A 25,991-nucleotide genomic window follows, 5' to 3' on the forward strand; every position below is an offset into this window, starting at 1 on the left:
CGACAAGTCGCCAATGGTGATGTTGCCCTCCGAGCCCATGACCGGAAGAGGCCCTCCCACATGCGACATACCCCCCATCGCCGGCTGCTCGCCGCACTGCTGTTCGTGGCGTGTGCCCTGGTCTCCATGACAACCGCTCCCGCCTCGGCCGCCCGGGCCGCGGGCGTCGACCGGCACTGCCGGCACGACTGCCCCCGGGGCGGTCTCGGCCCCGAGGTGACCGCCCGGCTGGACCGGACGATCGAGGACGTCCGACGGCAGGCCGGCATCCCCGGGGTCGTCGTCGGGCTGTGGATGCCGGGCAAGGGAAGCTACGTCCGTGCCACGGGGGTCGCCGACACGGCCACCCACCGGCCGATGACCCCCGACGTCTTCGTGCGGATCGGCAGTGAGACCAAGACCTTCACGGTCACCGCGCTGCTCGAACTCGTCGACGACCATCGGATCCGGCTGGACGACCCGATCTCCCGCTACGTCCGCGGTGTGCCGGACGGTCGCCGGATCACCCTGCGTCAGCTCGCCGAGATGCGCAGCGGCCTCTTCCCCTACACCGCCGATCCGGACTTCGTCCACGACCTGTTGAGCGACCCGCAGCGCTCCTTCACCCCGCGTGAAGTGCTCGCGTACGGCTTCAAGCACAAGAACACCTTCGCGCCGGGCACGCAGTTCGAGTACTCGAACACCAACCTCGTCCTGCTCGGCCTGGTGGTCGAGAAGGTCAGCGGTCAGCGGCTCGCCGACTTCATCGACGAGCGGGTGCTGGGACCGGCCCGGCTGCACCGCACCCTGCTCCCGCAGGGCCCGGAGTTCCCCGAACCCCATCCGCGCGGCTACACCAACCAGACGCTGACCGGCGCGGTCGCCGACTCCACGGACTGGAACCCCAGTTGGGCCTGGGCGGCCGGCGCGATGATCTCCGACCTGCACGACCTGCGTCGCTGGGCGAGGATCGTCGCCACCGGAACCCTGCTCAGCCCCGAAACCCAGGCACAGCGGCTCAGGACGCTGCCGACCGGATTTCCCGGCACCAGCTACGGCCTGGGCATCTTCGAGACCGGCGGGTGGATCGGACACAACGGCTCCATCCCGGGCTACGAGACGGTGACCGTGTATCTCCCCTCTCAGCAGGCCACGTTGGTCGTCATGATCAACACGGACATCACCAGCCAGGGCCAGGAGCCGTCCTCACTCCTCGCCCGGGCGATCACTCAGATCGTCACCCCGAACAACGTCTACGACGGCGGGGCCACCGCGGGCTAGGCGTGGGGTCCGGCGGGGGCGGCCGGGGAGGGGTGCCGGCACCGGTGCTGCTGCCGGTGCCGGTGCCGGTGCCGGTGCCGGTGCTGCTGTCTGTCCCGGTGCCGGTGGGACGCCGTTCCGGAGACCGAAGTCTCCTGGAACGGCGCTCTCTTCATGGACGTCGGCTTCAGCCCTGAGAGCTTGAAACACGATCTTGTGGAAGTGACATTGTCCCGTCGCCCCGGAGTCGGACCGGATCGCATGACCCGCTACGGACGGGCTACGAGCTGATCATTTCCCGATGCCGTGGGCCAGGAGGCTCTCGGCGGTGTCGGCGATGGTGTCCTCGATGGGACGGGCCTGCCACCCGAGGAGGCGTTCTGCCTTGGCGGCGGTGGCGTCGAGGTCCCGGCCGAGTTGGTGCCTCAGCAGGCGCAGTTCCGGGTTCACGGCGCCCAGGGCGCGTGCCAGCCACACGGGCAGTTCACGGGTCGGGGCCTTCGCGGCGCGCTCACCCAGGCGATCGCGCAGGATGCGCGCGATGTCGACGACGCGCAGGCTGTGCCCGGCGATGGCGAGGAAACGCTCGCCGGCGGCGGCTGGATCGGTCATCGCGCGCAGGTGCAGATCCGCGACGTCACGCACGTCGACGAAGCCCATCCCGAAGGGAGGGCACGCGGGAACCCGTCCCTCCAGCATTCTGCGCACCAGCCGCAGAGAGGGCGGGTCGTCCGGTCCGAGCAGCGGTCCGAGGATCCCGACGGGATGAACCGCCGCCAGTTCCAGTACTCCGCCTTCTTCTTCGACGAACTGCCAGGCAGCGCGTTCGGCGAGTGTCTTTGACCGTTGGTAGGGCGGAATGTCGCTGTCGACGTCGGTCCAGTCCTCCTCGGCGAACGGTGTCGACCTGTGGGGGTGACCGATCCCTACGGCACCGAAGGCGCTGGTCAGGACGGTCCGACGGACGCCCGCGTCACGGGCGGCGCGCAGCACCCGCAGGACGCCCTCGCGTGCCGGGATCACCAACTCGTCACCGTTCGCAGGGGTGTTGCGCAGGGTCGGCGAGGCGACATGGAGGACGAACTCGCAGTCGGCCACGGCGTCCTTCCAGCCCTCGGGATGTTCGAGATCGGCGCGTACGACCGTCAGTCGGTCGTCGTCGAACGGTGTGGCCGCGTGCAGCCAGGACCGCAGCGCCGGCTCGCGCCGTAGGTCGCGGACGGTGGTGCGGACGGTGTGCCCGACTTCGAGCAGCCGCAGGACGCACCAGCTCCCGACGAATCCCGTCCCTCCGGTTACCAGTACCTGTGCCATCTCTTGTCTCCTCAGCTCATGACTCGTGCATCAACTCGTGCATCAAGGGGTGCCGGAACGCGCGGGGCAGAACGCCTCTGGGCAGCGGCTACGCTGCTTCCGAGGAGGACGTGGCCGATCATGATCGGGTAGAGCCGAGTGCCATGCTCGCGATCGACCTGCTCCTGGTGAGACCTCTGCGAGCCCCGCCGGCGCCTACGGCGATCGCCATGACGTTCCCGGCGAGCATCACGCCCTGCGCGCCGAAGGTGTGGAACACGATCAGGCCGTTGTCGACGTCGGCGTCGGAGCCCTGGAACACACCCACGAGCGAGACCCCACTCCGGCGAGGACGGCGAGGACGGCGATGGCGGCCGGGCGGGGGCCCTTGTGCAGGTCGAACAGGAGGAGCACGCCGACGATGACGATCAGGAGCATGGCGTAGGCCACCCAGCCGGTGTCCATGACGGCGCCGAGGGGGGTGTGGGCGACCTGCCCGAACGCGGTCTGTGTCGGGGCCGGTCAGGCCCAGGTGGCTGACCCAGTTGTAGAGGGGCGAGTACGGCGGGTCCTGCCATGCGGAGGCGGTGACGAACTCTGCGAGCCAGAACACGAGCGGGCCAGCAGGATGAGCAGGGCTCCGGCGCGGGCCGGGGCGCCCGAGCGGACGATCGGGTTCATGCCAGGGCCATACCGGGGACGCGCTGACGGATGGCCTCCATCTCGGCCTCGTCGGAGACCCCCTGCCAGTCGTACCGGGGGGTGTACGGCGCCTCCAGGGCGCGCACCTCCTCGTCGGTGAGCTCGATGTCGAGGGAGGCCACGGCTTCGTCGATCTGCCTGATCGAGCCGGCGCCTACCAGGGGCGCGGTGACGACGGGCTGGCGTCGCAGCCAGGCGAGCGCGACCTGGGCACGGCTGACGCCGTGGGCGTGCGCCACCTGCCCGACCGCGTCGACGATCGCGCGGTCGGACACCTCCTGCGCGGGCGAGTAGAGCAGGTCCGCATAGGCGCCGTCCGTCTCGGAGCGCACCGTCGACCTGGCTTCGTCCCACGCGCGGGCGAGGCGGCCGCGGGCCAGTGGCGACCAGATGATCGTGCCGACACCCTCGTCCAGGCACAGCGGGATCATCTCCCGCTCCTCCTCGCGGGCGAGCAGGTTGTAGTGGTTCTGCAGGGACACGAACCGTGCCCAGCCGTACTGCTTCTGCAGGTGCAGCGCCTTCGCGAACTCCCAGGCGTGCATGGACGAGGCGCCGAGATAGCGCACCTTGCCGACCCGCACGAGGTCACTGAGCGCCTCAAGCGTCTCCTCCCACGGGGTTGCGTGGTCGTTGCGGTGGATCTGGTAAAGGTCGATGTAGTCGGTTCCCAGACGGCGCAGGGAGTGGTCGACCTCGGTCATGACCGCCTTGCGCGACAGTCCTCGTCCGTTCGGTCCCAGCCGCATCGGATGGCGCAGTTTGGTGGCGATCACCACGGCGTCCCGGTCGGCGAAGTCCTTCAGCGCGCGGCCGAGGATCTCCTCGCTGGAACCGTTGGAGTACATGTTCGCGGTATCGAAGAAGTTGATGCCCGCCTCCAGGGCGTGCCTGATGAGCGGGCGCGCGTGCTCCTCGCCCTTCGACCAGACGGGGTGCCCGCGGTCGGGCTCGCCATAGGTCATCGCGCCGATCGCGACCGGGGACACGTCGAGGCCGGTCATGCCGAGCTTGATGTATCGCATGTCGCTCCTTAAAGTATGTGGAGAGCTCTCCGAATAACGTAATGGAGAACTCTCCACTTATCAAGGTGAGGTCCTGTGGTCCGCTCAGACGCCCGTGAGAACAGGGCGCGCATCCTCGCCGCCGCCCGCGAATCACTCACCGCGGACGGCAGCACCTCGATGAACCAGATCGCCCAGCGCGCCGGAGTCGGCGCCGGCACCCTGTACCGCAACTTCCCCACCCGCGAGGCACTGGTCCTCGCCGTCTACCAGGACGAGGTCACCCGCATCACCGCCACCGGGCCCGATCTGCTGGCCCGGATGCCGCCGCTGGAAGCGCTCCGCCACTGGACGACGAACCTCGTCGAGGCGATGCGCAGGAAGCACGGCCTCGGCGACGCGCTCAGCCCCGGCGCGCACCAGGCGATCAGCGAGCAGAGCTACGGGCCGGTCATTGGCGCGATCACCGAGATCCTCGACGCCGGCAAGCGGGACGGGAGCATCCGAGCGGACGCTGACCCCGGCGACTTCCTCCAGCTCACCGGCGCGCTCTGGCGTGCCGCTTCCAGCCCCGAAGACCGCGCTCCCCGCATGCTTGCGCTCATCCTCGACGGACTCCGCACGCACCGATAGAAGCCGCCCCTCTTCGTGTTGGTGACTGGCACGCCATTCGGCCGAGAGGACCCTTGAGTACGCCGAGCGGTTCAATGCCCACCACGACGAGGCAAGGTTCCACGAGGACGCGAACTACGCCCGCCGGCAGCGCTTTTGAACCCATTACCGGAGACCCGGAAGCCTGCTACGAGACCTGGGCTGGTTACCGGTCAGGCGACGACCAGGCATGCAAGGTGTCCGACACGGGGGAAGACTCCGGCTTCGACGACTGGAAAGAACCTCAGGTCGACGACGGAGCAGGGCAGCCCGCGACTCCGCCATGAGGTGGGGGCTGCCCCGCAAGACAACGGCTAGTCCGCCAGCGGCAAGTACACCCGGTTCCCGCTCGCCGCGAACTCCTTCGACTTCTGCGCCATGCCGTCCTCGATCTCCTCCCGGCTCCCGCCGTGCTCACGGCGGATGTCCTGGGAGATCTTCATCGAGCAGAACTTCGGCCCGCACATCGAGCAGAAGTGGGCCGTCTTGGCCGGCTCCGCGGGGAGGGTCTCGTCGTGGAACTCCCGTGCCGTGTCCGGGTCCAGAGCGAGGTTGAACTGGTCCTCCCACCGGAACTCGAAGCGAGCGTCGGACAACGCGTCGTCCCAGTCCTGCGCACCCGGGTGGCCCTTGGCGAGGTCGGCCGCATGGGCGGCGATCTTGTAGGTGATGACGCCGGTCTTGACGTCGTCCCGGTTGGGCAGGCCCAGGTGCTCCTTGGGCGTCACGTAGCAGAGCATCGCCGTGCCCCACCAGGCGATCATCGCGGCGCCGATGCCCGAGGTGATGTGGTCGTACGCGGGCGCGACGTCCGTCGTCAGCGGGCCGAGCGTATAGAACGGGGCTTCATCGCAGATCTCCTGCTGAAGTTCGATGTTCTCCTTGATCTTGTGCATCGGGACATGTCCCGGGCCCTCGATCATCGTCTGTACGTGGAAACGCTTGGCGATCGTGTTGAGTTCCCCGAGCGTCCTCAACTCCGCGAACTGTGCCTCGTCGTTGGCGTCCGCGATCGAACCGGGCCTCAGACCGTCGCCGAGCGAATACGTGACGTCGTAGGCGGCGAGGATCTCGCAGAGTTCCTCGAAGTTCTCGTAGAGGAAGCTCTCCTTGTGGTGTGCGAGGCACCAGGCCGCCATGATCGAGCCTCCGCGCGAGACGATGCCCGTCTTGCGGTTGGCGGTGAGCGGCACGAACGGCAGTCGGACGCCCGCGTGGACGGTCATGTAGTCCACGCCCTGCTCGGCCTGTTCGATGACCGTGTCCTTGTAGATCTCCCAGGTCAGTTCCTCGGCACGGCCGTCGACCTTCTCCAGGGCCTGGTAGAGCGGCACGGTGCCGATGGGGACGGGGGAGTTGCGCAGCACCCATTCGCGGGTGGTGTGGATGTTGCGGCCGGTGGACAGGTCCATGACTGTGTCGGCGCCCCAGCGGGTCGCCCAGGTCATCTTCTCCACCTCCTCCTCGATGGAGGACGTCACCGCGGAGTTGCCGATGTTGGCGTTCACCTTCACCAGGAACCGCTTGCCGATGATCATCGGCTCGATCTCCGGGTGATTGACGTTCGCCGGCAGCACCGCACGGCCCGCCGCGATCTCCTCGCGTACGACTTCCGGCGCGACGTTCTCCCGTACGGCCACGAACTCCATCTCGGGCGTGATCTCACCCCGACGTGCGTACGCCAGTTGCGTCACCGCCCCGCCGTCCCGGCTTCGGCGCGGCAGGCGAGGCCGACCGGGGAAGACCGCGTCGAGGTTGCGCAGGTCGCCTCCCCGCGGAGAGGTGTGCTTGATGCCGTCGTCCTCGGGACGGACCGGGCGGCCCGCGTACTCCTCGGTGTCACCGCGGGCGATGATCCAGTTCTCCCGCACCGGAGTGAGGCCCCGACGGACATCCGTCTCGGCAAGCGGATCGGTGTACGGGCCCGAGGTGTCGTAGAGCGTGACCGACTGCCCGTTGGTGAGATGCACCTGGCGGACCGGCACCCGCAGGTCGGGGCGCGAACCCTCGACGTACGCCTTGTGCCAGCCGATGGACTTCCCGGCCTCGCCGTTCTGAGTGGAGGCAGGCGTGCGTGCGTCCTTGATGGTCATGAGACCTACTCCCTACGCCGGCATTACCCGGTAACAGGTTCAGCGGTCGACGCAGCGGCTTCCATCTGTCGATGTTTCGTGGTCCGTGGCGAACATCACCCGAGTTCGGTGATGTTCCACGTGAAACATCGCTGGGACGGAGGTCAGCGCCCTCTCAGCCCGGTGCTCCGAGCTCCCGCGTGTGCAAAGGTGCCTCCACGCTAGCGTCAATTCGGGCGCGCTGAACAGAGGGCCCCTGTCGTTCTTGCGATGATCGGGCGGTGACCACCACGCATCAGCCCCCGTATCCGCCACCGGAGCCGCCCCGCCGGCCCGGCCCCGGAAGCGCCGACGGCCGCGCTCCCGGCGCGGGCTACGAGCAGAGGCACGGCTATGGGCACACGTACGAACAGGGCGGCGGGCAGGGGCCCTCGGGCTCCGGGCACGCCGGTCCTGGGCACGCGGGTCCTGGGCATGCCGGTCCTGGGCACCTCGGTCATGCGCAGGGAGAGCACGCGCACGCAGACCATGGGCACGGAGATGGGCACGGTGTGCCAGGACACGGCGCCCAAGGGCACGGCCTTCAGGGGCACAGCGGTCATGGATCCGGCTCCGGGGGCGGCCACGGCCACAGTCACAGCCATGGCCCGGCGGCACCCGTCTCCAAGCATCTGCGCAAGGTCATCGCGGCGATCCTCATCCCGTTCGCCGCGGCCGTCGTGGTCGGGCTTGTGATGCTGTGGCCAGGTGGGGCCCCGGGGCATCAACGCACGGGGGTGGGTTTCGACCGGCAGACCCAGCAGGCGACCGTCACCAAGGTCGTGAGCGTGAGCTGCAAGTCCGTCAACGCTTCTGGCGGAAGCTCGACCGGCGATACGTCCGTCGGTGGGAGCTCCTCCCCCCAGAAACTGTCCGACAACGCCTGCAAGAAGGCGACGGTCCGCGTCGACAGCGGCAAGGACAAGGGCCGTACGTTCACCGAGATCGTGCAGCCCGACCAGTCCCGGCAGCTGCACGAGGGCGAGAAGGTCGTGGCGGCCTACGAGCCCTCGGCCCCCAAGGACCTGCAGTACTCGGTCACCGACGTCAACCGGCGCTTCCCGATGGCGCTGCTCGCCGGTATCTTCGCGGTCGCCGTCGTGATCGTCGGCCGGTTGCGGGGCGTGATGGCACTGGTCGCGCTCGCGATCAGCTTCCTGATCCTCAACTTCTTCATTCTGCCCGCGATCCTGCAGGGCTCGAACCCGCTGCTCGTGGCGGTGATCGGGTCGAGCGCCATCATGCTGATCGCCCTCTACATGTGCCACGGTCTGTCGGCACGGACCTCCGTGGCGGTCCTGGGCACGTTGATCTCGCTGGTGCTGATCGGTGTGCTCGGCTCGCTGTTCATCGGCTGGGCGGCGCTCACCGGCAACACCGACGACAACACCGGCCTCATCCACGGTCTGTATCCGTCGATCGACATGAGCGGTCTGCTGCTCGCGGGCGTCATCATCGGCTCGCTGGGTGTCCTCGACGATGTGACGGTCACCCAGACATCGGCGGTGTGGGAGCTGCACGAGGCGAACCCGTCCACGGGCTGGCGCGGCCTGTACCGGGCCGGCATCCGCATCGGCCGCGACCACATCGCGTCCGTCGTGAACACCCTGGTGCTCGCCTACGCGGGTGCCGCTCTGCCATTGCTGCTGCTCTTCTCCATCGCGCAGAGCAGTGTGGGCACGGTCGCCAACAGCGAGCTGGTCGCGGAGGAGATCGTCCGCACCCTGGTGGGCTCGATCGGCCTGGTCGCCTCGGTACCGGTCACGACGCTGCTCGCGGCCTTGGTGGTCTCCGCGGACCGACCGGGACAGGGGACGACCACCGCAGTGGTGGGAGCGACGCCTGCTACGACGACCACGGCAGCGATTGGAGCCCCTGGCGGGGCGCCTGGAGCGCCTGGAGGACCTGGAGGACCTGGAGCGACAGTCGCCTCTGGCGCGGCAACCGCCCCGCCTCCGGCACGCACAGGAAAGGGCCGACGCCGGAAGCATTGAGTGCCGGGGGCGGCGGCGCTGGTGATTCTTGGCAGGCATCGGGCGCTGGTGTTTCTGGCCGGTCTCAGCCGCTGATAATTCTGGCGACCTTCGGGCGCTTGCCAGGCCTGAGGTGGTGGTGTTTCTGGCCGACCTCGGCTGCCGGTGATTCTTGGCGGGCTTGGGGTGGTGGGGTTTCTGGCGGACCTCCGCTGCTGGTGGTTCTCGGCGGGCCTCGTGGCGCAGTGGCGGGCGTGATGGCCTACTGGCCAACCTCGCGGGCCTGTTGCTCTCCGGGCGGCCCTGCCCGCACTCTCCGTCTGGCAGGGCCGACGGTGATTCTTGAGGGCCTTGACAGGTCTAGCAGGCTTGGCGGCAGGCCTGGTCCTCTCCCGACGGCGCCAAGCCACACTCTCCGTCCGGTAAGGCCGACGGTATTGGTGCCTCCCGGCGGACCCGCCTGCAGTGGCCGCCCTGGCATGCCTGGTGGTGTCGCCGCGTCCCGGCGAACCTGACGGGTACTGTCCCGGCGGCTGGGTGGGCCCCGGCCAGGCCTCGCCACCCGGGCAAGTCCTGACCGTCCTGGCAAGTCCTCGCCCACAACCAGTCCTCACCGTCCCGGCAAGTCCTCACCGCCTAACAAGTCCTAGCCCGCCCCAGCCAGCCCCGACCCTCCAGCCAGAGCCGCCCCGGCGGGCCCCCGCCTCCGACTCCCCAGAAGAAGCGTTCCTGCGAGCCCACGTGCCGCGCGGAAGCGTTACGCCAACTCCCGCTCGGCCGTGGATCAGCCGGCGCTCTGTTCCTCCGCCAGAATCCGGTCAAGGGCCTCGTCGAGGTGGGCGTCGAAGTCGCCGAATGCGCCTTCCTGGCCGAGCGGCACCAGTTTGTCCGTGCGGTCGAGGAAGGCGATGAGGGGTGCCGTCGATGAGCGGAACAGCGCCTGGTCGCGGCCGACCTGAAGCCGGATCAGGACCTCGCCCAGCGAGTCCGGGTCGACGGGCGAGACCCGCACATCCCCGTCCCCGGACGGCCGGCCCACCCCGTCGATCATCAGCTCCCGGCCGAACGCCCAGGTCACCGGGGCGTCGCCGGGCAGATGGAAGGTCAGCCGCACGGCGTAGGGATCACAGGTCTCGTACCGCAGCTCCACCGGAATACGGAACGAGAGCTCCTCGGACACGAGAAAGCTCATCATGACCTCTGCCTCTACGGACTCGGACTCGCGCATCGCCTACCCCGTCATGTGAAGCCGCTTGGCTGGGAATCATCCCCTGACACTGGTGAAATATTGCTGAACGTGCACGACAGATCACAAGGAGTGAGTTTTCAGATACTGATAGAGATCGCGAGAGTCCCCAGCAGGCGTCCGATCTCGCTCTGCAGCTGCCGCGCCGCCGACTCCAGTCGTTCGGACTGATGGGACGGAAGGGAAATGGCCATCGTCACAGCCGTCGCCCCCACGGTGATGGGAATCGCCGCGCAGACCGTCCCCAGCGCGTACTCCTGCCGCTCCATCACCGGATCCATCCGCCGCGCCCGCTCCAGCCGCCGCAGCAGGGTGTGGTTGTCACGCACCGTGTACGGGGTGATGGACTGCACCGGATAGCGCTCCAGGTGATCGCGGCGGGCGTCCTCGTCCAACTGGGACAGCAGGCACTGCCCGATCGCGTGCGCGTGGGCAGTCTCGCGGAAGTCGGCCCACTCCTCGACCGCGGGATTGCCCGGGGTGTCGGAGACGCACATGACCTCGATCTCGCCGTCCTGGTAGACGGCGTAGTACACGGGTACGCCGATCGCGTCGCGGAAACCCGCGAGCGCGTCGACCATCGTGCTGCGACGTTTCTGCTGGGCTCCGCTGCTGCCCAGCCGCTCGGCCGCGTCGCCGAGGAAGAACAGGCCCTTGTCGCGGCGCAGATAGCCCTCGTGCACGAGGGTGCGCAGCAGGTGGTACGCGGTGGGCAACGCCAGTCCGGTTTCCCGGGCGAGCTGTTTGGCCGGGGCTCCGTGCGGATGGTCGGCGACGCGCTCCAGCAGGCGCATGGCCCGCTGGACGGAGCCGATGAGCGTCGCGGAGTGCGGCTGCTCGGGAAGGGGGTCGGGGTGCGGGCGCGCGGCGGGTGGGGTGACCTGGCGCGCCGCGGGGGTGGCTGCCCGGGATGGCGGCGGTGTCGTCGTGCGGTCCTGCATCGCCGGGCCCGGCTGTTCGGGAGGCCTGATGTGCCCTGGGGGCGGGGCGGCGGCCTGCGTGGTGGGGGGTGAGTTGGGGGCAGTTGGTGCGATGGATGCGGTGGGTGCGGAGGGTGCGGTGTCTACCGTGGCCAAGGGGCACTCCCGAAGCGCGAGGGGGCAGCCCGTGCGGTGGGGAACACGGGGAGGGGGTGTACGCCGCTCACGGGGTCGTCCCCGCGACGAGTTCCGGACTCTATTCGCCCGCCACCGCCTGCGGACGGCCTGCCCGGAAAACTTCCCTCCCCCGAGGGAACAGGTGATTCCTGTTACCGGTCACCGGTTTCCCGCGTACCTCACCAGTCGCCGCGCGACGAGGAGCTCGAAGTGAACTTCCGTACGACGTAGATCAGTCCGCCGACCAGGGCGACGAAGACGAGCGCCTTGAAGAGCAGTCCGATGATGACGTGGAGAACGGTCATTATCAGCCCGCCGAACACGACCAGGGCGATGACCGGCACGGCGATCCACTTCACCCACCAGGGCAGCCCCGAAAAGATCTCTCCCATTGCTCTCGTCCTTACCTCTCCGCCCGTTGGTGCCGGGTCCCGTCGACGACCCGGGCTTGTGATGCCGGATCCTTCTGATGTCCTGCACTCGATGCTAGGGGCGGCAGGGGGCCGAACGGGGGCCTCGCACCCCTTGTCCTCCCCTGATCCAACCCCTAGGGAACCCCGAGGCGGCGCGTCAGCTTTCCGGCGGAGAGAACACCACCAGGACCCGCAGGTCCTCGCTGATGTGGTGGAACTTGTGGGCGACGCCGGCCGGTACATAGACCACGCTGCCGCGCGCCACCTGGGTGGTCTCCAGACCGACCGTGATCGCGGCGCGGCCGCTCACAACGAAGTAGACCTCGTCCTGATTGTGCGGCTTCTGTGGATCATGCTCTCCGGCATTGAGCGCGTAGAGCCCGACCGACATGTTCCGCTCACGCAGAAACTGCAGGTAGGCGCCGTCGTTGGCGGCGCGCTCCGCCTCCAGTTCGTCCAGCCGGAATGCCTTCATCGCAGTTGCCGCCCTCGTCCCACTGCTCGTAACCGATCTCTTCTGCCACGATCAGACACATGAAGAATTTCGTAGTCAAGACGATCGCCAACGCGGGTGCCCTGGCGGTCGCCGTGTGGCTGCTCGACAAGATCACCCTGACCGGCAGCAGCACCGGCAAGAAGGCCTGGACGCTGATCCTCGTCGCCCTGGTCTTCGGCGTGGTGAACTTCCTGGTCAAGCCCATTCTGAAGGTGCTGACCTTCCCCCTGTTCATCCTGACGCTCGGCCTGTTCACCCTGGTGGTGAACGCGCTGATGCTGCTGCTGACCTCGTGGCTGGCCGACAAGCTGGATCTGAGCTTCCATGTCGAGGGCTTCTGGACCGCCGTCCTGGGCGGCCTGATCATCTCGATCGTCTCCTGGGCGCTGCACGTCGTCCTGCCCGACGAGGACTGAGCAGGCGATGACGTACCGCGTCTGCTTCGTCTGCACGGGCAACATCTGCCGCTCCCCGATGGCGGAGTCCGTCTTCCGTGCCCGGATCGAGGAGGCGGGGCTCGACGGTCTGGTCGAGGTCGACAGCGCCGGCACCGGCGGCTGGCACGAGGGCGACGGCGCCGACCCGCGCACCGTGTCCGTCCTGGAGGAGAACGGCTATGACAGCGGCCACACCGCTCGCCGGTTCCTGCCGTCCTGGTTCTCCCGCCTCGACCTTGTCATCGCCCTGGACACCGGCCATCTCAAGGCCCTGCGCCGCCTCGCACCCACCCCGCAGGACGCGGCGAAGGTGCGGCTGCTTCGTTCCTACGACAGCGCCGCCGGCGACGACCTCGACGTACCGGACCCGTACTACGGGGGCATGGACGGCTTCGAGGAGTGCCTTGAGATGGTGGAGGCGGCGAGCGACGGGCTGCTCGCCGCGGTACGCGAGCAGGTGGAGGTAGAGGCGGTATGACTGATTCCGGTACGGCGGGGTTCCCGGCCGGCGAGGGCACGCGCGCGGTGCGGGCGGGGCTGCCCGAGGCGGTGAAGCACGAACCGACCCTGCCGGGACCGGCCTTCGCCGCCCATTACCACCTCCCCGGCGACCCGACCGGGCCGTACACCTACGGCCGGGACGAGAACCCCACCTGGACGCTCCTGGAGCGGGCCATCGGCGAGCTGGAGGCCCCCGGCCACAACGACGTGGAGACACTCGTCTTCCCCTCCGGGATGGCCGCCATCTCCGCGGTGCTCTTCTCCCGACTACGCGCCGGGGACGTGGTCGTGCTGCCCAGCGACGGCTATCAGGCGCTGCCTCTGGTGCGCGCGCAGCTGGAGGCGTACGGCGTCGAGGTGCGCACCGCGCCCACGGCGGACGACGCCCAGCTGGACGTACTCGACGGCGCGAAGCTGCTGCTGATCGAGACCCCGTCCAACCCCGGGCTGGACGTCTGCGACATCCGCCGCCTCGCCGAGGCGGCACACGACCGTGGCGCGCTGGTCGCCGTCGACAACACCCTGGCCACCCCCCTCGGCCAGCGCCCGCTGGAACTCGGCGCCGACTTCGCCGTGGCCAGCGGCACCAAGCAGCTCACCGGACACGGGGACGTGCTGCTCGGGTACGTCGTCGGCCGCGACGCCGAGGCCATGGCGGCCGTACGCCGCTGGCGGAAGATCGTCGGGGCGATTCCGGGGCCCATGGAGGCCTGGCTCGCGCATCGTTCGATCGCCACGCTCCAGCTGCGCGTCGACCGGCAGTGTTCCACGGCTCTCAGGCTCGCCGAGGCGCTGCGCGCGCGGCCCGAGGTGAGCGGACTGCGCTATCCGGGGCTTCCCGAGGACCCTTCGCACAAGGTGGCCGCGCGGCAGATGCGCCGCTACGGGTGCGTGGTGTCCTTCACGCTGCCCACGCGCGCGCGTGCCGAGGGTTTCCTCGACGCGCTGCGCATCGTCGACGACGCGACGAGCTTCGGCGGGGTGCGCTCGACGGCCGAGCGGCGCGGTCGCTGGGGAGGGGACGCGGTGCCGGAGGGCTTCATTCGCTTCTCCGTCGGCGCCGAGGACCCGGAGGACCTGGTGGCGGATGTGCTCCGAGCGCTGGAGGAGTCGGCGCGGTGACGGTCCCACGGGCGTCCTGTGGGCCTCTGACTACGTACAACGGACGGTCCGAGCCTCCCCCCTCGTGGCTCGGACCGTCCTCGGTTCCGCGCGCGAAGAACCGCGCGAACAAGGCTAGTTGACTCTGCGTCAGTGTCCAATCACAGTAGCGACAGAGACCTATCGACTTATTTATAGTTGGCCCCCTGCCTGGGAGCCGGGGACAGAGGCAGGGAAGGGGAGGGGCGTGCCATGGATCTGGCCTTACTGCGCACTTTTGTGACGGTGCACCGGGCCGGCTCCTTCACTCGCGCCGCCGCGCTGCTCGGTCTGTCTCAGCCGGCCGTGACCTCCCAGATCCGCACCCTGGAGCGGCAGTTGGGCCGCCCCCTCTTCCTGCGGCAGGCCCGCGGTGTGACCCCGACGACCATCGGGGACGAACTCGCGCACAAGGCGGCCCCGCACCTCGACGCCCTGGTGGAGATCGCCGAGACCGGCCTCGACGACGAGTCCTCCTTACGGACGCTGCATCTGGCCGGTCCCCCCGAGTTCACCGCGGAGCGCGCGCTGCCCGCCCTCACCGAGCTGACCGGCGAGGACGGCCAGGGTTTCGCCCTGCGTGCCTCCTTCGGGACCGCCGAGGAGACCCTGGAGGGGCTTGCGGCCGGCCATCACGATCTGGCCATCAGTACGGCCCGTCCACGCGGCGCCCTGCTCACGGCGACTCCGCTCTGCGACGAAGAGCATGTCCTGGTCGCCTCTCCGGCCAGGGCCGAGCAGATAGGCCCCGGGAAGCCACGCCGCAGGGGAGCGCCGGCCCTGGAGGACGTCCCGGTGATCGAGGTGCACGAGTCGCTGCCCTTCGTCTCGCGCTACTGGGCCTCGGTCTTCGACTCCCGCCCGGCCGCCCCGGGCACCGTCGTGGTCCCTGATCTGAGGGCGGTCCTGGCCTGCGCCGTCGCGGGCGCGGGGCTCGCTGTCCTCCCGCGCTATCTGTGCGCGACGGCCCTGAAGCGAGGGGAGGTGGTGGCTCTGCACGATCCCGCGGTACCGCCGCTTCGCACGTACTTCCTGGTCGTCCGCACCGGCACTCTCGCGATGCCGCACATCACGCGGGCGCACGACTGGCTGCTGCGGGCCGCGAGCGACTGGTGCTGACCTGGTCTTTTCGCGTGTTCTTTCGATGCTCACGGGGTGAGCTCGGCCGGTGACACCTCGCGATGTTTCACGTGGAACCATCCGGGCCACATTCCACCCATGACCGTCCGACCCGTGGTCAAGCGCACCGCCCGTGCCGTCCTGCTGGACGGTGACGACCTGATCCTGATCAAGCGCACCAAGCCCGGTGTCGATCCCTACTGGGTCACCCCCGGTGGCGGGGTCGAGCCCGGGGACACGACCGTCGTCGACGCCCTGCATCGCGAGGTGCACGAGGAGCTCGGCGCCAAGATCACCGATGTGGTGCCCTGCTTCGTCGACACCGTCGAGCACATCGGTGAAGACGGCGGCGCGACCGGCGTGAAGGTGCAGCACTTCTTCGTCTGCCATCTGGAGTCCATGGACACCTCCCTGCGGCACGGCCCCGAGGTGGACGAGCCCGCCGGAGAGTACGAGATCGTGCGGGTGCCGTTCACCCGCGTCGGTATCGCCTCCGTCCATCTGGTGCCGCTGTCGCTGCGGCACTACCTGGACGGCAACATCGAGGGTGTACGCGCCATGCACGCGCCGGATCTGGGCTGAGGCGCCGGTCAGCTTCCGGCGGCGACCAGTTCCTCCACGGAGTCGTGCCGTATCTGCTCCGCCGGGATGCCCATGGCTCTCAGGACGTCCACACCGCTGCGGATCATGCCCGGCGGACCCGACAGATAGGCCTCGTACCCGTGCCACGGCCCGTACTGACGTATCGCGTCCGGGAGTTGGAGATGGGCGTGCTGGTCGATGACGGCACGGACCGAGAGCCAGGGGCAGGACTGCTGGAGTCTGAGCATGGCGTCGATGTCGTAGAGGTCGTGGTCGGTGCGGGCGCCGTAGAACACTTCGACCGGGCGCCGTCCGCCGTGCTCGGCGACGTCCTCGACCAGCGCCCGGATCGGCGCTATGCCGGTGCCGCCGCCCAGGCACAGCAGGCCGCTGTCGGTCGTGTGGTCCACCGTCATCGAGCCGGCCGGCGGGCCCAGCCGGATGATGTCGCCGGGGCGGGCGCGGTGCACCAGGGCGTTCGAGACCCAGCCCGCGGGGACGGCCTTCACATGGAACGTCAGCAGACCGTCTGAGCGGGGTGCCGAGGCGAACGAGTAGTGCCGCCATATTCGGGGCCACCACGGCGTCTCCAGGCTCGTGTACTGCCCGGCCAGGAACGGGTAGGGCTGGTCGGGGCGTACGGTGACGACGGCGACGTCCCGGGTTCTGAGATCGTGCGCGACGATCTCGGCGTACCACCAGGCGGGCGCCCGCAGCTCGTCCGTCGCCGCGGCGTCGATCATCACCTGGGAGATCGCGGTGTACACCCGTACCCAGGCCGCCTCCGTCTCGGCGTCCCAGGTGTCGGCGTACTTGTTCAGCGCGCCGATGAGGCACTCGCCGACAGCCGGGTAGTGCTCGGCGCGGGTGCCGTACTTGCGGTGGCCGCGGCCCAGGTTCTGCAGATAGTCGACGAGGACCGGCGTGTTGTCGATGTGCTCGGCGGCTGTGAGCAGGGCCTTGAGAAGCCGGTCCCGCTGGGTGTCCATGGCCGGCGGGAACATCGGACGCAGTTCGGGGTGGCGGACGAAGAGCAGGGCGTAGAAGTACGAGGTGACCTTGTCGGCGATCGGCCTGACCTCGGCCATGGTCCGGCGGATGAGACGGGCCTCTGGTGAAGCGCTCAGGGTCCGGTCCTGCTCACTGCCCGGTGGCGGCTGCGTCCGGCGGGCGGACCAGCCGCTCCCGCCGCCGGAAGTGCCGTTGTCGGCCGACGCGGTGGCCGGAGCGTCCATGGTGTGCCTCGCCTCGAACATCTTTGGTCGGTCTGCGCACTTCCTCGGTCGGAAGGTGCCTGCTTTCCCCCGCAGACGGCTTGCTTTCCCCTTGTGCACCACGACCGATGCGGCCAGGCGTGTATCTCAGTCAGGACACGAACCGGAGTCGACCCTACCGGCCGACGCCATGATCACAAGTCCACCACCGTTTCCTCACGAATGTGACAGGCCGAACCACGAATTCCCTCAACTATCGGACGTGGCGCACGAATTCATAGGCTTCCCACAGATCACCACCGATGTACGAGTGTGTCGCGAGACCGGACAGATGGCGGTCCGCGTTCACCGCGACGGAGACCGGCACCGCACCGAAGAGGTCCCTGTCCGACAGCGAGTCCCCATAGGCGACGCAGTCGGCCCGCGTCACCCCGAACTCCCGGCAGAGCCGGTCGGCGATATCGACCTTGGCCGCCGCGGTGAGAACTCCGGCCGGATCCACGGGCTCGGTGAAGGGCACGGCCGGGAACACCGACCCATGGGCGGCGTGCGCGCCCCAGTCGATGAGTCTCTCCACGAAGAAGGACGGTGAGAGCGACACGACGGCACAGAACTCACCGCGCTCACGGATCTCCGCCCAGACTTCCCGGATACGTTCCAGCCAGGGGGCCGCTTCGAAAGCCGCTGTCACATGCGCGTCGGTGAGCTCCGCCCACAGGGCGTGCACTCGGATCGCATACTGCGGGGGATCTATCAGTCCAGCCGAGATCGCCTCGTCGAGCGCCACCGTCTCGGCTTCCAGCCCCAGTTGTCGTGAGATTTCCACCGGCGACGAAGTGCCTCGCAGCAACGTGCCGTCCAAGTCGAAGAGATGAAGTCTCGCCATGGGACCCGAGGCTAATCGGAGAGGTTGCAGACCTCTGATTCACCTCACCGAACGCTCACCGTGGACCCGTGTTTCACGTGAAACAACGGCCGGCTGTCGGCCCTGTGCAGTTGGCCACGACAAGGCCAAAAGCTCCCGCGTCCCATCGGAAAGAGGTGGACGCCGAGGGTCCCGTTCGGACAGCCTGACCTGCGTGCCGACCTCTTCCCTCCCCGCTCTTCCCATCCGTCGTCTGACGTTGCGCGATCTCACCGCCTGCGCCGACTTGTCCGAGGACCGGGGGTGGCCGCGCGAAGAGCACAAGTGGGGCTTCCTGCTCGCGGCAGGAAAGGGATACGGCATCGACGACCCCGGTGGCGGTCTCGTCAGCGCCTGTGTCGTCACCGCATACGGGCCGCAGGACCGTCCCGACCTCGCGGGTATCGGCATGGTCCTGGTCGCCGAACGGCATGCGCGCCAGGGCGTTGGACGGCGCCTGATGCGGCACATCGTCTCGGCGATGGGCACCACCCCACTCACCCTGCACGCCACCCCGTACGGCCGCCCGCTCTACGAGGAACTCGGTTTCAAGGTCACCGGCCGCGCCGAGATGCTGCGCGGGCGCTTCGTTCCCGGCGGCCGGCGGCCCGAGGTCGTCACCCGTGCGGCCACCGCGGAGGACCTCACGGCGATCCTCCGGCTCGACGAGGAGGTGTTCGGGGCCGACCGCACGCACATCGTCGCCCGGCTTCCCGCCTTCGCCGACCATCTGCACATCGCCGAGGAGAGCGGCCGGCTGACCGGCTACGCGGCGGCCTGGCCCAACATGGAGACACATGTCGTCGGCCCACTGATCGCACGGGACACGAGGACGGCCCAGGCTCTCATCGCCTCAATCGCCGCCCGCACCGACCGCCCACTGCGCACCGACATCGACGTCCGGCACGAGGAGATGGTGGCCTGGATGAAGGAACGGGGGCTGGCCTCGGTCGCCTTCAACGCGGTCATGACCTACGGAGTCCCGGAACTGCCCGGCGACTGGACGCGGCGATTCGCCCCCGTGACGGTGGCGGCGGGCTGAAGCGGCCCACCCGGCGCGTGAGTAGGGTGCCTGACATGGGAGATCTTGAGATACGGCCCGCCACCGCCGAGGACGTCCCCGCGATCGTCGCGATGCTTGCCGACGACCCTCTCGGCGCCCAACGCGAGTCACCGGACGACCTGGCTCCCTACCTCACCGCGCTGGAACGTCTGAGCACCGATCCGAACCAGCATCTGGTCGTCGCCGTTCGCGAGGGCCAGGTCGTCGGCACGCTTCAGCTCACGATCATCCCCGGCCTGGCACGGCGGGGCGCCACCCGGTCGGTCATCGAAGCCGTCCGGGTCCACACGGACGAGCGCGGCAGCGGTCTGGGCACACGGTTCATCCGGTGGGCCATCGAGAAGTCCCGCCAGGAGAACTGCCAATTGGTCCAGCTCACCTCCGACAACACCCGCACCGACGCCCACCGTTTCTACGAAAAGCTGGGCTTCACGGCCTCACACGTGGGTTTCAAGCTCCAGCTGTGACACCGCACGGGCGAAGTGCCGTGTTTCACGTGAAACACGGCGCCCGCACCGCCTCGGTGGACTAGCCGATCCCCCGCCACCCGTCCGGGTCCACCCCACCGGGCACGTAAGCCTCCTCGTCGTACGGCTGACGCGTGAACACGAACGACCCAAGGTCCAGATAGCTCACGGTCCCGTCCGGCCGTCGTACGGCCTTCAGAGGCTCTCCGGCGTAGTAGCCCTCCAGTCCGGTCCAGGTGCCGTCGCCGTTCGCCCTGAAGCGTGAGCGACGACCGGTGCCGGACAGCGGCTCCAGCGAGACAAGCCCGTCGGCCGTCAGCCGCAGGGCGAAGGCGTAGGTGCCCCAGTACCACTGGCCGGTCAACTCCATTACGTCCGGGGCGACTTCGGTCATCGGCCGCCATGGCTCCGGGATGCGGGGTTCGGCCTCGGCCACGACGCGGACGAGGTCGGCACCGAGGGTCGAGAGCAAGGGGCCGGACGTGCAGTTGGCCAGAACGACCGCGGCGACATCGTCCTCGACGCTGATGGTGAGGTTCGCCAGAAAGCCCGGCAGCGATCCTGAATGGCCCACCAGCAGCCGCCCGTGCCGCTGCTGGATCTGCATCCCGAGGCCGTAGGACACCCCGTCCACGACGTCCGCGGCCTCGACCGGCGCTGCCGGCGTCCGCATCTCCCGTACGGACTCGGCGCTCAGCACCCGGTCGTCCCCCTGCGCCAGGAAGACCGCGAACCTCGCCAAGTCCCCGGTGGTCGACCAGAGTTGACCGGCGGGAGCCATCCGTCCGAGATCCTCGGAGGGCTCGGGCAGCAGAACGTCGGCCCAGGGATGCACGGCCCAGCCGCCCGCGTGCGGCGCCCGCGGATGCCCGCTCGTGCTGTTCAGGCCCAGAGGTTCGAGCACCTCACGTCGGAGTACCTCCTCCCACGGCGCCCCGCGCAGCTTCTCGACGAGTGCGCCCAGCACGGTGTAGCCGGGGTTGGAGTAGTGGAAACGACGGCCCACCGGATGCCGTAGCGGCTGTTCACCCAGGACGTCGGCGAGTACGGGGCGCAATGAGCCGGGTGTGCGCTCCCACCACGGCGCGGGCGATTCGGCCGCCAACCCGCCCGTGTGCGCGAGGAGGTCGGCGATGGTGGCCTCCCCCGCGCCGGTGCCGGGCAGATGCTTCTCCAGCGGGTCACCGAGGTCGAGCAGGCCCTCGTCACGCAGCCGCAGCACCAGAACGGCGGTGAAGGTCTTGGTGATCGAGCCGATCCGGTACTGCACGGTCTCGTCCGGCCCGTGCCCGTCGACCGATGTCCGCGCGCCGTGCCACACGGCCTGCCCGCCCCGTACGACCGCCGCGACCAGTGACGGCGCCCGTCCTTCCGCCTGGGCCACGGCGATCCGGTGCAGGAGTGCCCGACGCGTGCCGGGGAGCAGCTCTTCCTGAGAAGTCGTCATGAGCCCAGTCCATCCCGTAGGACGGGTGGGCGTCGAGTTCATTTGTCCGGGCGGGGCGGTCAGGTCTGCGCCATGTCCACGAACCGCGAGTAGTGGCCCTGGAAGGCGACGGTGATCGTCGCCGTGGGGCCGTTACGGTGCTTGCCCACGATGATGTCCGCCTCGCCCGCGCGCGGCGACTCCTTCTCGTACGCGTCCTCGCGGTGCAGCAGGATCACCATGTCGGCGTCCTGCTCGATGGAACCGGACTCACGCAGGTCGGACACCATCGGCTTCTTGTCGGTGCGCTGCTCGGGACCACGGTTGAGCTGCGAGAGCGCGATCACCGGGACCTCCAGCTCCTTGGCCAGCAGCTTGAGGTTACGGGACATGTCCGAGACCTCCTGCTGTCGGCTCTCGGACCGCTTGGAGCCGCCGGCCTGCATCAGCTGCAGATAGTCGATGATCACGAGCTTGATGTCATTGCGCTGCTTCAGCCGACGGCACTTCGCGCGGATCTCCATCATCGACAGGTTCGGCGAGTCGTCGATGTAGAGCGGTGCGGACGACACTTCGGGCATCCGGCGGGCCAGGCGGGTCCAGTCCTCGTCCGTCATGGTGCCGGAGCGCATGTGGTGCAGGGCCACCCGTGCCTCGGCGGACAGCAGACGCATCGCGATCTCGTTGCGCCCCATTTCGAGGGAGAAGATGACGCTCGGCAGGTTGTGCTTGATCGACGCGGCCCGCGCGAAGTCCAGCGCGAGCGTGGACTTGCCCATGGCGGGGCGGGCCGCGATGACGATCATCTGTCCCGGGTGCAGGCCGTTGGTGAGCGAGTCGAGGTCGGTGAAGCCCGTGGGTACACCGGTCATCTCGCCGCTGCGGGAGCCGATCGCCTCGATCTCGTCGAGCGCGCCCTCCATGATGTCGCCGAGCGGGAGGTAGTCCTCGCTGGTGCGCTGCTCGGTGACCGCGTAGATCTCGGCCTGGGCGCGGTTGACGATCTCGTCGACGTCGTCGTCGGCCGCGTATCCCATCTGGGTGATGCGGGTGCCGGCCTCGACCAGACGGCGCAGGACCGCGCGCTCGTGCACGATCTCGGCGTAGTACTCGGCGTTGGCCGCGGTCGGCACCGTCTGCACCAGGGTGTGCAGATACGATGCGCCGCCGACCTTGTTGATCTCGCCGCGTTTGGTGAGCTCGGCGGCGATCGTGATGGGGTCGGCCGGCTCGCCCTTGGCGTAGACGTCGAGGATCGCCTGGAAGATCGTCTCGTGGGCCGGTTTGTAGAAGTCGTGGCCCTTGATGACCTCGACGACATCGGCGATGGCGTCCTTGGACAGGAGCATGCCGCCGAGAACGGACTGCTCGGCATCGAGGTCCTGCGGCGGTACCCGCTCGAAGGCGGTGCCCCCGCCGTCCCACGCGCCGTTCTCCCGGCCTCTGTCGTGCTGTTCGTCACGACCCCGGCCGCTGTCACCACGTCGGCGGGAGGCGGGCAGACGATCACCGGGACCGCTGTCGGCCCACGGGTCGTCCAAGGGCTCGGAAATACTCACCGAGCCACCTCCTCCCGTCCGCCGAGCGGACCTAGCCGTGCCCATAGTTCTACGGCACGGCACTGACAAATGAGAGGCCCAACTCCGGTTCTGGCGCGTCGGCTTTAGGAGGGTTTCCCGGCCGAGGCGAGGAGTGGGCGCCGGTCCACGGTAGGCCTGCGGGCACCGTCAGCCAATCTGGTTATCCACAGGCCATGTGGACGACGGCCCGGATGCTGTGGAGAACTCCGCGAAACCTGTGCACGACCCGGTGGACAGGCCTGTGAACAAGCCCGACCTTCAGCCGCAGAAACAGATCTGACCTGCACTTTTACCGTCCACCGGCTGTGCAGAAGAAAAACTTCCCCAGTCGGACCAAGATCACATCGAACAGCGCGCGAAAGAGCACACGGAGAGACGAGAGGTAAGGACTGCTGGCGCTTTGCATCTCTTACCTGTGGACGATTAGATTGGTGCACATGACACAGGCTCCCGCGACCCCCAGGGCCGCCCGGCGGCAGCACGACAGAGAGATCGTCGCACTGGCCGTCCCGGCCTTCGGCGCACTCGTCGCCGAGCCCCTGTTCGTCATGGCGGACAGCGCCATCGTCGGCCATCTCGGCACGGCCCAACTCGCGGGGCTCGGGGTCGCCTCGGCGCTCCTCACGACCGCCGTCAGCGTCTTCGTCTTCCTCGCCTACGCCACCACGGCCGCGGTCGCCCGACGCGTCGGCGCCGGCGATCTCCAGGCCGCCATCCGCCAGGGCATGGACGGTATCTGGCTGGCGCTGCTGCTCGGAGCCGCCGTCATCGCCGCCGTCCTGTCCACGGCACCGTCCCTGGTGGAACTCTTCGGCGCCTCCGACACCGCGGCCCCCTACGCGACCACCTATCTGCGTATCTCCGCCCTCGGTATCCCGGCCATGCTCGTCGTCCTCGCCGCGACCGGAGTGCTGCGTGGCCTCCAGAACACCAGGACACCCCTCTATGTCGCCGTCGCCGGGTTCGTCGCCAACGGTCTCCTCAACGTCGGTCTCGTCTACGGCGCCGACCTCGGCATCGCCGGTTCCGCGTGGGGCACGGTCATCGCACAGTGCGGCATGGCAGCCGTCTATCTGGTGGTGGTCGTCCGAGGGGCGCGCAGACACGGCGCCTCCCTGCGCCCCGACGCCTCCGGTATCAGGGCTTCGGCCCAGGCCGGCGTGCCCCTTCTGGTCCGCACACTGTCGCTCCGGGCGATCCTGATGATCGCCACCGCCGTCGCCGCCCGGCTCGGCGACTCCGACATCGCGGCCCACCAGATCATCCTGTCCCTGTGGAGCCTGCTGGCCTTCGCCCTCGACGCCATCGCCATCGCCGGACAGGCGATCATCGGGCGGTATCTCGGAGCCGGCGACGGCCAAGGGGCACGAGACGCGTGCCGGCGGATGGTGGAGTGGGGCATTGCGGTCGGCCTGGTCCTGGGCGTCCTCGTCATCGTGACGCGGCCGGTGTTTCTGCCCTTGTTCACCAGCGACCCCGTGGTGAAGGACGCGGCGCTGTCCGCCCTGCTGATCGTGGCCCTCTCGCAGCCGATCAGTGGTGTCGTCTTCGTTCTGGACGGCGTCCTGATGGGCGCCGGCGACGGCTCCTACCTCGCCGGGGCCATGGTGCTCACCCTGGCGGTTTTCACACCGGTGGCTCTCTTCGTCCCGACGTTCGGTGGCGGTCTCACCGCACTGTGGGGAGCGATGACGCTGATGATGACGGTCCGCCTGCTCACCCTCTGGCTGCGCGCCCGATCGGGACACTGGGTCGTCACCGGCGCGTCCCGCTGACGTTTCACGTGAAACACGCCTCCGGCCGAGTCACGAAGCTCAGACGAAGCCGCGGGCACAGGAAAGGGGCCGCACCTCGGAAGGTGCGGCCCCTTTCACCACTGCTCACGCAGAACGCAGCGTCACGCGGCGACGACCTCGATGTTGACCTTGGCGGCAACCTCGGGGTGCAGACGCACGGACGTCTCGTGCGCGCCCAGCGTCTTGATCGGCGAGCCCAGCTCGATGCGGCGCTTGTCGACCTCGGGGCCACCGGAAGCCTTGATCGCGGAAGCGATGTCGGCCGGGGTGACGGAACCGAAGAGACGACCGGCGTCGCCGGAGCGAACGGCCAGACGGACCTTGACACCCTCGAGCTGGGCCTTCACCTGGTTGGCCTGCTCGATGGTCTGGATCTCGTGGATCTTGCGAGCACGACGGATCTGCTCGACGTCCTTCTCGCCACCCTTGGTCCAGCGGATAGCGAACTTCCGCGGGATCAGGTAGTTGCGAGCGTAACCGTCCTTGACGTCGACGACGTCGCCCGCGGCACCGAGGCCGGAGACCTCGTGGGTGAGGATGATCTTCATGTGTCGGTCACCCTTCCCTTATCGCGCGGTGGAGGTGTAGGGCAGCAGCGCCATCTCACGGCTGTTCTTCACGGCCGTGGCGACGTCACGCTGGTGCTGCGTGCAGTTGCCGGTCACGCGGCGGGCACGGATCTTGCCGCGGTCGGAAATGAACTTCCGCAGCATGTTCGTGTCCTTGTAGTCCACGTACGTGACCTTGTCCTTGCAGAAAGCGCAGACCTTTTTCTTCGGCTTGCGCACAGGCGGCTTCGCCATGGTGTTTCTCCTGTGTGATCAAGAAGTTTGGGTACGACCCACCCTCGACCGCAGGCCCGGAATGCCGGGCCCTGAGGCCTAGAAGGGGGGTTCGTCCGAGTAGCCGCCGCCACCGCCGCCGGAGTTTCCACCCCAGCCGCCGCCACCGCCGCCCTGGTTGCCACCGGCGGGAGCACCGGTCGCCCACGGGTCGTCGGCGGGAGCGCCGCCGCCCTGCTGGCCACCGCCGGGGCCGCCGCCCCAGCCGCCGCCACCCTGGCCGCCACCGCCACCGCCGCCGTAACCGCCCTGGCCACCGCGTCCGGCACCGCCGGCGGTCTTGGTGACCTTGGCCGTGGCGGAACGCAGGCTGGCGCCGACTTCCTCGACGTCCAGTTCGTAGACCGTGCGCTTGACGCCCTCACGGTCCTCGTAGGACCGCTGCTTCAGCCGGCCCTGCACGATGACGCGCATGCCTCGCTGGAGCGACTCCGCGACGTTCTCCGCCGCCTGACGCCAGACCGAGCAGGTCAGGAACAGGCTCTCGCCGTCCTTCCACTCGTTCGTCTGGCGGTCGAAGGTGCGGGGAGTGGACGCGACACGGAACTTCGCGACCGCCGCACCGGAGGGGGTGAAGCGCAGCTCGGGGTCGTCGACAAGATTGCCGACGACCGTGATGACGGTCTCGCCTGCCATGGGGAACCTCTCGGCGGGTTTGCTCTGGCTGCTTGGTTGCTGCTGCTACTCGGATCCCG

General features: G+C 68.7%; 27 protein-coding genes and 1 riboswitch. Of the genes, 11 read left to right on the forward strand and 16 right to left on the reverse strand.

The window, feature by feature from the left end; translation table 11 throughout:
* The first annotated feature begins 60 nt into the window (after positions 1-60).
* Positions 61-1,260 (forward strand): serine hydrolase domain-containing protein, encoded by a 1,200-nt coding sequence (locus tag ABZT17_RS19260; RefSeq protein WP_356350442.1) that lies wholly within the window; start codon positions 61-63, stop codon positions 1,258-1,260.
* A gap of 270 nt (positions 1,261-1,530) precedes the next feature.
* On the opposite strand, the gene ABZT17_RS19265 is transcribed toward ABZT17_RS19260, so the two are convergent.
* The 4 genes from ABZT17_RS19265 to ABZT17_RS19280 all read right to left on the reverse strand — a co-directional run bounded on the left by ABZT17_RS19265 (position 1,531) and on the right by ABZT17_RS19280 (position 4,259).
* Positions 1,531-2,553 carry an aldehyde reductase gene (locus ABZT17_RS19265; RefSeq protein ID WP_356350445.1) on the reverse strand — a complete coding sequence of 341 codons (1,023 nt, stop codon included), beginning with the start codon at positions 2,551-2,553 and terminating at the stop codon, positions 1,531-1,533.
* A gap of 118 nt (positions 2,554-2,671) precedes the next feature.
* Positions 2,672-2,860 carry a hypothetical protein gene (locus ABZT17_RS19270; RefSeq protein WP_356350447.1) on the reverse strand — a complete coding sequence of 63 codons (189 nt, stop codon included), beginning with the start codon at positions 2,858-2,860 and terminating at the stop codon, positions 2,672-2,674.
* The gene (locus ABZT17_RS19275; RefSeq protein ID WP_356350449.1) at positions 2,815-2,997 is read right to left on the reverse strand and encodes a hypothetical protein; all 183 of its coding nucleotides are present in this window, start codon (positions 2,995-2,997) and stop codon (positions 2,815-2,817) included. Before ABZT17_RS19275 ends, ABZT17_RS19270 begins: the two co-directional genes overlap by 46 nt.
* Positions 2,998-3,209: 212 nt before the next feature.
* Positions 3,210-4,259: an aldo/keto reductase gene (locus ABZT17_RS19280; RefSeq protein WP_356350451.1), complete on the reverse strand. Its 1,050-nt coding sequence runs from the start codon at positions 4,257-4,259 to the stop codon at positions 3,210-3,212.
* 75 nt (positions 4,260-4,334) lie between these two features.
* On the opposite strand from ABZT17_RS19280, the gene ABZT17_RS19285 reads away from it, so the two are divergent.
* Positions 4,335-4,871, forward strand: coding sequence for a TetR/AcrR family transcriptional regulator (locus ABZT17_RS19285; RefSeq protein WP_356350453.1), 537 nt, complete (start codon positions 4,335-4,337; stop codon positions 4,869-4,871).
* A 332-nt stretch (positions 4,872-5,203) separates the two neighbouring features.
* Here the strand turns inward: ABZT17_RS19285 and thiC are convergent, their stop codons facing one another.
* The gene (thiC, locus tag ABZT17_RS19290) at positions 5,204-6,982 is read right to left on the reverse strand and encodes a phosphomethylpyrimidine synthase ThiC (RefSeq protein ID WP_356350455.1); all 1,779 of its coding nucleotides are present in this window, start codon (positions 6,980-6,982) and stop codon (positions 5,204-5,206) included.
* A riboswitch (TPP riboswitch) is annotated at positions 6,975-7,171 on the reverse strand. (Overlaps the previous gene by 8 nt.)
* Positions 7,172-7,512: 341 nt before the next feature.
* Here thiC and ABZT17_RS19295 point away from each other — a divergent pair.
* A complete protein-coding gene (locus tag ABZT17_RS19295) occupies positions 7,513-8,994 on the forward strand; it encodes a YibE/F family protein (RefSeq protein WP_356350457.1) in 1,482 nt (493 codons plus the stop codon).
* A gap of 763 nt (positions 8,995-9,757) precedes the next feature.
* On the opposite strand, the gene ABZT17_RS19300 is transcribed toward ABZT17_RS19295, so the two are convergent.
* From ABZT17_RS19300 to ABZT17_RS19315, 4 genes are all read right to left on the reverse strand, one after another.
* Entirely contained in the window at positions 9,758-10,201 is a 444-nt protein-coding gene (locus ABZT17_RS19300) for an SsgA family sporulation/cell division regulator (protein WP_356350459.1), read from the reverse strand.
* Between the two features lie 98 nt (positions 10,202-10,299).
* A complete protein-coding gene (locus ABZT17_RS19305; protein ID WP_356350461.1) occupies positions 10,300-11,295 on the reverse strand; it encodes an IclR family transcriptional regulator C-terminal domain-containing protein in 996 nt (331 codons plus the stop codon).
* A gap of 200 nt (positions 11,296-11,495) precedes the next feature.
* Positions 11,496-11,708 carry a DUF5326 family protein gene (locus ABZT17_RS19310; RefSeq protein ID WP_356350463.1) on the reverse strand — a complete coding sequence of 71 codons (213 nt, stop codon included), beginning with the start codon at positions 11,706-11,708 and terminating at the stop codon, positions 11,496-11,498.
* A 178-nt stretch (positions 11,709-11,886) separates the two neighbouring features.
* A complete protein-coding gene (locus ABZT17_RS19315; RefSeq protein ID WP_356350465.1) occupies positions 11,887-12,204 on the reverse strand; it encodes a cupin domain-containing protein in 318 nt (105 codons plus the stop codon).
* Positions 12,205-12,263: 59 nt separating this feature from the next.
* On the opposite strand from ABZT17_RS19315, the gene ABZT17_RS19320 reads away from it, so the two are divergent.
* The 5 genes from ABZT17_RS19320 (at position 12,264) to ABZT17_RS19340 (ending at position 16,004) form a co-directional block, all read left to right on the forward strand.
* Positions 12,264-12,641 (forward strand): phage holin family protein, encoded by a 378-nt coding sequence (locus ABZT17_RS19320; protein WP_356350467.1) that lies wholly within the window; start codon positions 12,264-12,266, stop codon positions 12,639-12,641.
* Positions 12,642-12,648: 7 nt separating this feature from the next.
* Positions 12,649-13,140 carry a low molecular weight protein-tyrosine-phosphatase gene (locus ABZT17_RS19325; RefSeq protein WP_356350469.1) on the forward strand — a complete coding sequence of 164 codons (492 nt, stop codon included), beginning with the start codon at positions 12,649-12,651 and terminating at the stop codon, positions 13,138-13,140.
* Entirely contained in the window at positions 13,137-14,285 is a 1,149-nt protein-coding gene (locus ABZT17_RS19330; protein WP_356350471.1) for a cystathionine gamma-lyase, read from the forward strand. Before ABZT17_RS19325 ends, ABZT17_RS19330 begins: the two co-directional genes overlap by 4 nt.
* A gap of 231 nt (positions 14,286-14,516) precedes the next feature.
* The gene (locus tag ABZT17_RS19335; RefSeq protein ID WP_356350473.1) at positions 14,517-15,422 is read left to right on the forward strand and encodes a LysR family transcriptional regulator; all 906 of its coding nucleotides are present in this window, start codon (positions 14,517-14,519) and stop codon (positions 15,420-15,422) included.
* A 99-nt stretch (positions 15,423-15,521) separates the two neighbouring features.
* Complete coding sequence (locus tag ABZT17_RS19340; protein ID WP_356350475.1) at positions 15,522-16,004, forward strand: NUDIX hydrolase; 483 nt, start codon at positions 15,522-15,524, stop codon at positions 16,002-16,004.
* A gap of 8 nt (positions 16,005-16,012) precedes the next feature.
* On the opposite strand, the gene ABZT17_RS19345 is transcribed toward ABZT17_RS19340, so the two are convergent.
* Both ABZT17_RS19345 and ABZT17_RS19350 read right to left on the reverse strand, forming a co-directional pair.
* A complete protein-coding gene (locus ABZT17_RS19345; protein ID WP_356350477.1) occupies positions 16,013-17,260 on the reverse strand; it encodes a globin domain-containing protein in 1,248 nt (415 codons plus the stop codon).
* Between the two features lie 211 nt (positions 17,261-17,471).
* Positions 17,472-18,104 (reverse strand): haloacid dehalogenase-like hydrolase, encoded by a 633-nt coding sequence (locus ABZT17_RS19350; RefSeq protein WP_356350480.1) that lies wholly within the window; start codon positions 18,102-18,104, stop codon positions 17,472-17,474.
* Between the two features lie 193 nt (positions 18,105-18,297).
* Between ABZT17_RS19350 and ABZT17_RS19355 the strand changes: the two genes are divergently transcribed.
* A complete protein-coding gene (locus ABZT17_RS19355; RefSeq protein WP_356350483.1) occupies positions 18,298-19,164 on the forward strand; it encodes a GNAT family N-acetyltransferase in 867 nt (288 codons plus the stop codon).
* Positions 19,165-19,199: 35 nt separating this feature from the next.
* A complete protein-coding gene (locus tag ABZT17_RS19360) occupies positions 19,200-19,652 on the forward strand; it encodes a GNAT family N-acetyltransferase (protein WP_356350485.1) in 453 nt (150 codons plus the stop codon).
* 61 nt (positions 19,653-19,713) lie between these two features.
* Here ABZT17_RS19360 and ABZT17_RS19365 read toward each other — a convergent pair whose 3' ends face one another.
* Positions 19,714-21,099: a serine hydrolase domain-containing protein gene (locus ABZT17_RS19365; protein WP_356350488.1), complete on the reverse strand. Its 1,386-nt coding sequence runs from the start codon at positions 21,097-21,099 to the stop codon at positions 19,714-19,716.
* A gap of 59 nt (positions 21,100-21,158) precedes the next feature.
* Positions 21,159-22,637 carry a replicative DNA helicase gene (gene dnaB, locus ABZT17_RS19370; protein ID WP_356350490.1) on the reverse strand — a complete coding sequence of 493 codons (1,479 nt, stop codon included), beginning with the start codon at positions 22,635-22,637 and terminating at the stop codon, positions 21,159-21,161.
* A 458-nt stretch (positions 22,638-23,095) separates the two neighbouring features.
* Here dnaB and ABZT17_RS19375 point away from each other — a divergent pair, with 458 nt between their 5' ends.
* Positions 23,096-24,433 (forward strand): MATE family efflux transporter, encoded by a 1,338-nt coding sequence (locus ABZT17_RS19375; protein ID WP_356350492.1) that lies wholly within the window; start codon positions 23,096-23,098, stop codon positions 24,431-24,433.
* A gap of 122 nt (positions 24,434-24,555) precedes the next feature.
* On the opposite strand, the gene rplI is transcribed toward ABZT17_RS19375, so the two are convergent.
* From rplI to ABZT17_RS19390, 3 genes are all read right to left on the reverse strand, one after another.
* Positions 24,556-25,002, reverse strand: a complete 447-nt coding sequence (rplI, locus tag ABZT17_RS19380) for a 50S ribosomal protein L9 (protein ID WP_010032778.1) — start codon at positions 25,000-25,002, stop codon at positions 24,556-24,558.
* An 18-nt stretch (positions 25,003-25,020) separates the two neighbouring features.
* Positions 25,021-25,257, reverse strand: coding sequence for a 30S ribosomal protein S18 (gene rpsR, locus ABZT17_RS19385; protein WP_003949403.1), 237 nt, complete (start codon positions 25,255-25,257; stop codon positions 25,021-25,023).
* 78 nt (positions 25,258-25,335) lie between these two features.
* Positions 25,336-25,932, reverse strand: a complete 597-nt coding sequence (locus ABZT17_RS19390; RefSeq protein WP_123761878.1) for a single-stranded DNA-binding protein — start codon at positions 25,930-25,932, stop codon at positions 25,336-25,338.
* Positions 25,933-25,991 lie beyond the last annotated feature (59 nt).

Source organism: Streptomyces sp. NPDC005648 (assembly GCF_040605395.1).
Taxonomy (GTDB): domain Bacteria; phylum Actinomycetota; class Actinomycetes; order Streptomycetales; family Streptomycetaceae; genus Streptomyces.

Bases quoted from the DNA above. Each gene is read 5' to 3' on its own strand.
- ABZT17_RS19260 (WP_356350442.1), top strand. From the start codon at position 61: ATGCGACATACCCCCCATCGCCGGCTGCTCGCCGCACTGCTGTTCGTG.
- ABZT17_RS19265 (WP_356350445.1), bottom strand. From the start codon at position 2,553: ATGGCACAGGTACTGGTAACCGGAGGGACGGGATTCGTCGGGAGCTGG.
- ABZT17_RS19275 (WP_356350449.1), bottom strand. From the start codon at position 2,997: ATGGACACCGGCTGGGTGGCCTACGCCATGCTCCTGATCGTCATCGTC.
- ABZT17_RS19280 (WP_356350451.1), bottom strand. From the start codon at position 4,259: ATGCGATACATCAAGCTCGGCATGACCGGCCTCGACGTGTCCCCGGTC.
- thiC (WP_356350455.1), bottom strand. From the start codon at position 6,982: ATGACCATCAAGGACGCACGCACGCCTGCCTCCACTCAGAACGGCGAG.
- ABZT17_RS19300 (WP_356350459.1), bottom strand. From the start codon at position 10,201: ATGCGCGAGTCCGAGTCCGTAGAGGCAGAGGTCATGATGAGCTTTCTC.
- ABZT17_RS19310 (WP_356350463.1), bottom strand. From the start codon at position 11,708: ATGGGAGAGATCTTTTCGGGGCTGCCCTGGTGGGTGAAGTGGATCGCC.
- ABZT17_RS19315 (WP_356350465.1), bottom strand. From the start codon at position 12,204: ATGAAGGCATTCCGGCTGGACGAACTGGAGGCGGAGCGCGCCGCCAAC.
- ABZT17_RS19320 (WP_356350467.1), top strand. From the start codon at position 12,264: ATGAAGAATTTCGTAGTCAAGACGATCGCCAACGCGGGTGCCCTGGCG.
- ABZT17_RS19325 (WP_356350469.1), top strand. From the start codon at position 12,649: ATGACGTACCGCGTCTGCTTCGTCTGCACGGGCAACATCTGCCGCTCC.
- ABZT17_RS19330 (WP_356350471.1), top strand. From the start codon at position 13,137: ATGACTGATTCCGGTACGGCGGGGTTCCCGGCCGGCGAGGGCACGCGC.
- ABZT17_RS19335 (WP_356350473.1), top strand. From the start codon at position 14,517: ATGGATCTGGCCTTACTGCGCACTTTTGTGACGGTGCACCGGGCCGGC.
- ABZT17_RS19340 (WP_356350475.1), top strand. From the start codon at position 15,522: ATGACCGTCCGACCCGTGGTCAAGCGCACCGCCCGTGCCGTCCTGCTG.
- ABZT17_RS19345 (WP_356350477.1), bottom strand. From the start codon at position 17,260: ATGTTCGAGGCGAGGCACACCATGGACGCTCCGGCCACCGCGTCGGCC.
- ABZT17_RS19350 (WP_356350480.1), bottom strand. From the start codon at position 18,104: ATGGCGAGACTTCATCTCTTCGACTTGGACGGCACGTTGCTGCGAGGC.
- ABZT17_RS19360 (WP_356350485.1), top strand. From the start codon at position 19,200: ATGGGAGATCTTGAGATACGGCCCGCCACCGCCGAGGACGTCCCCGCG.
- ABZT17_RS19365 (WP_356350488.1), bottom strand. From the start codon at position 21,099: ATGACGACTTCTCAGGAAGAGCTGCTCCCCGGCACGCGTCGGGCACTC.
- ABZT17_RS19375 (WP_356350492.1), top strand. From the start codon at position 23,096: ATGACACAGGCTCCCGCGACCCCCAGGGCCGCCCGGCGGCAGCACGAC.
- rplI (WP_010032778.1), bottom strand. From the start codon at position 25,002: ATGAAGATCATCCTCACCCACGAGGTCTCCGGCCTCGGTGCCGCGGGC.
- rpsR (WP_003949403.1), bottom strand. From the start codon at position 25,257: ATGGCGAAGCCGCCTGTGCGCAAGCCGAAGAAAAAGGTCTGCGCTTTC.
- ABZT17_RS19390 (WP_123761878.1), bottom strand. From the start codon at position 25,932: ATGGCAGGCGAGACCGTCATCACGGTCGTCGGCAATCTTGTCGACGAC.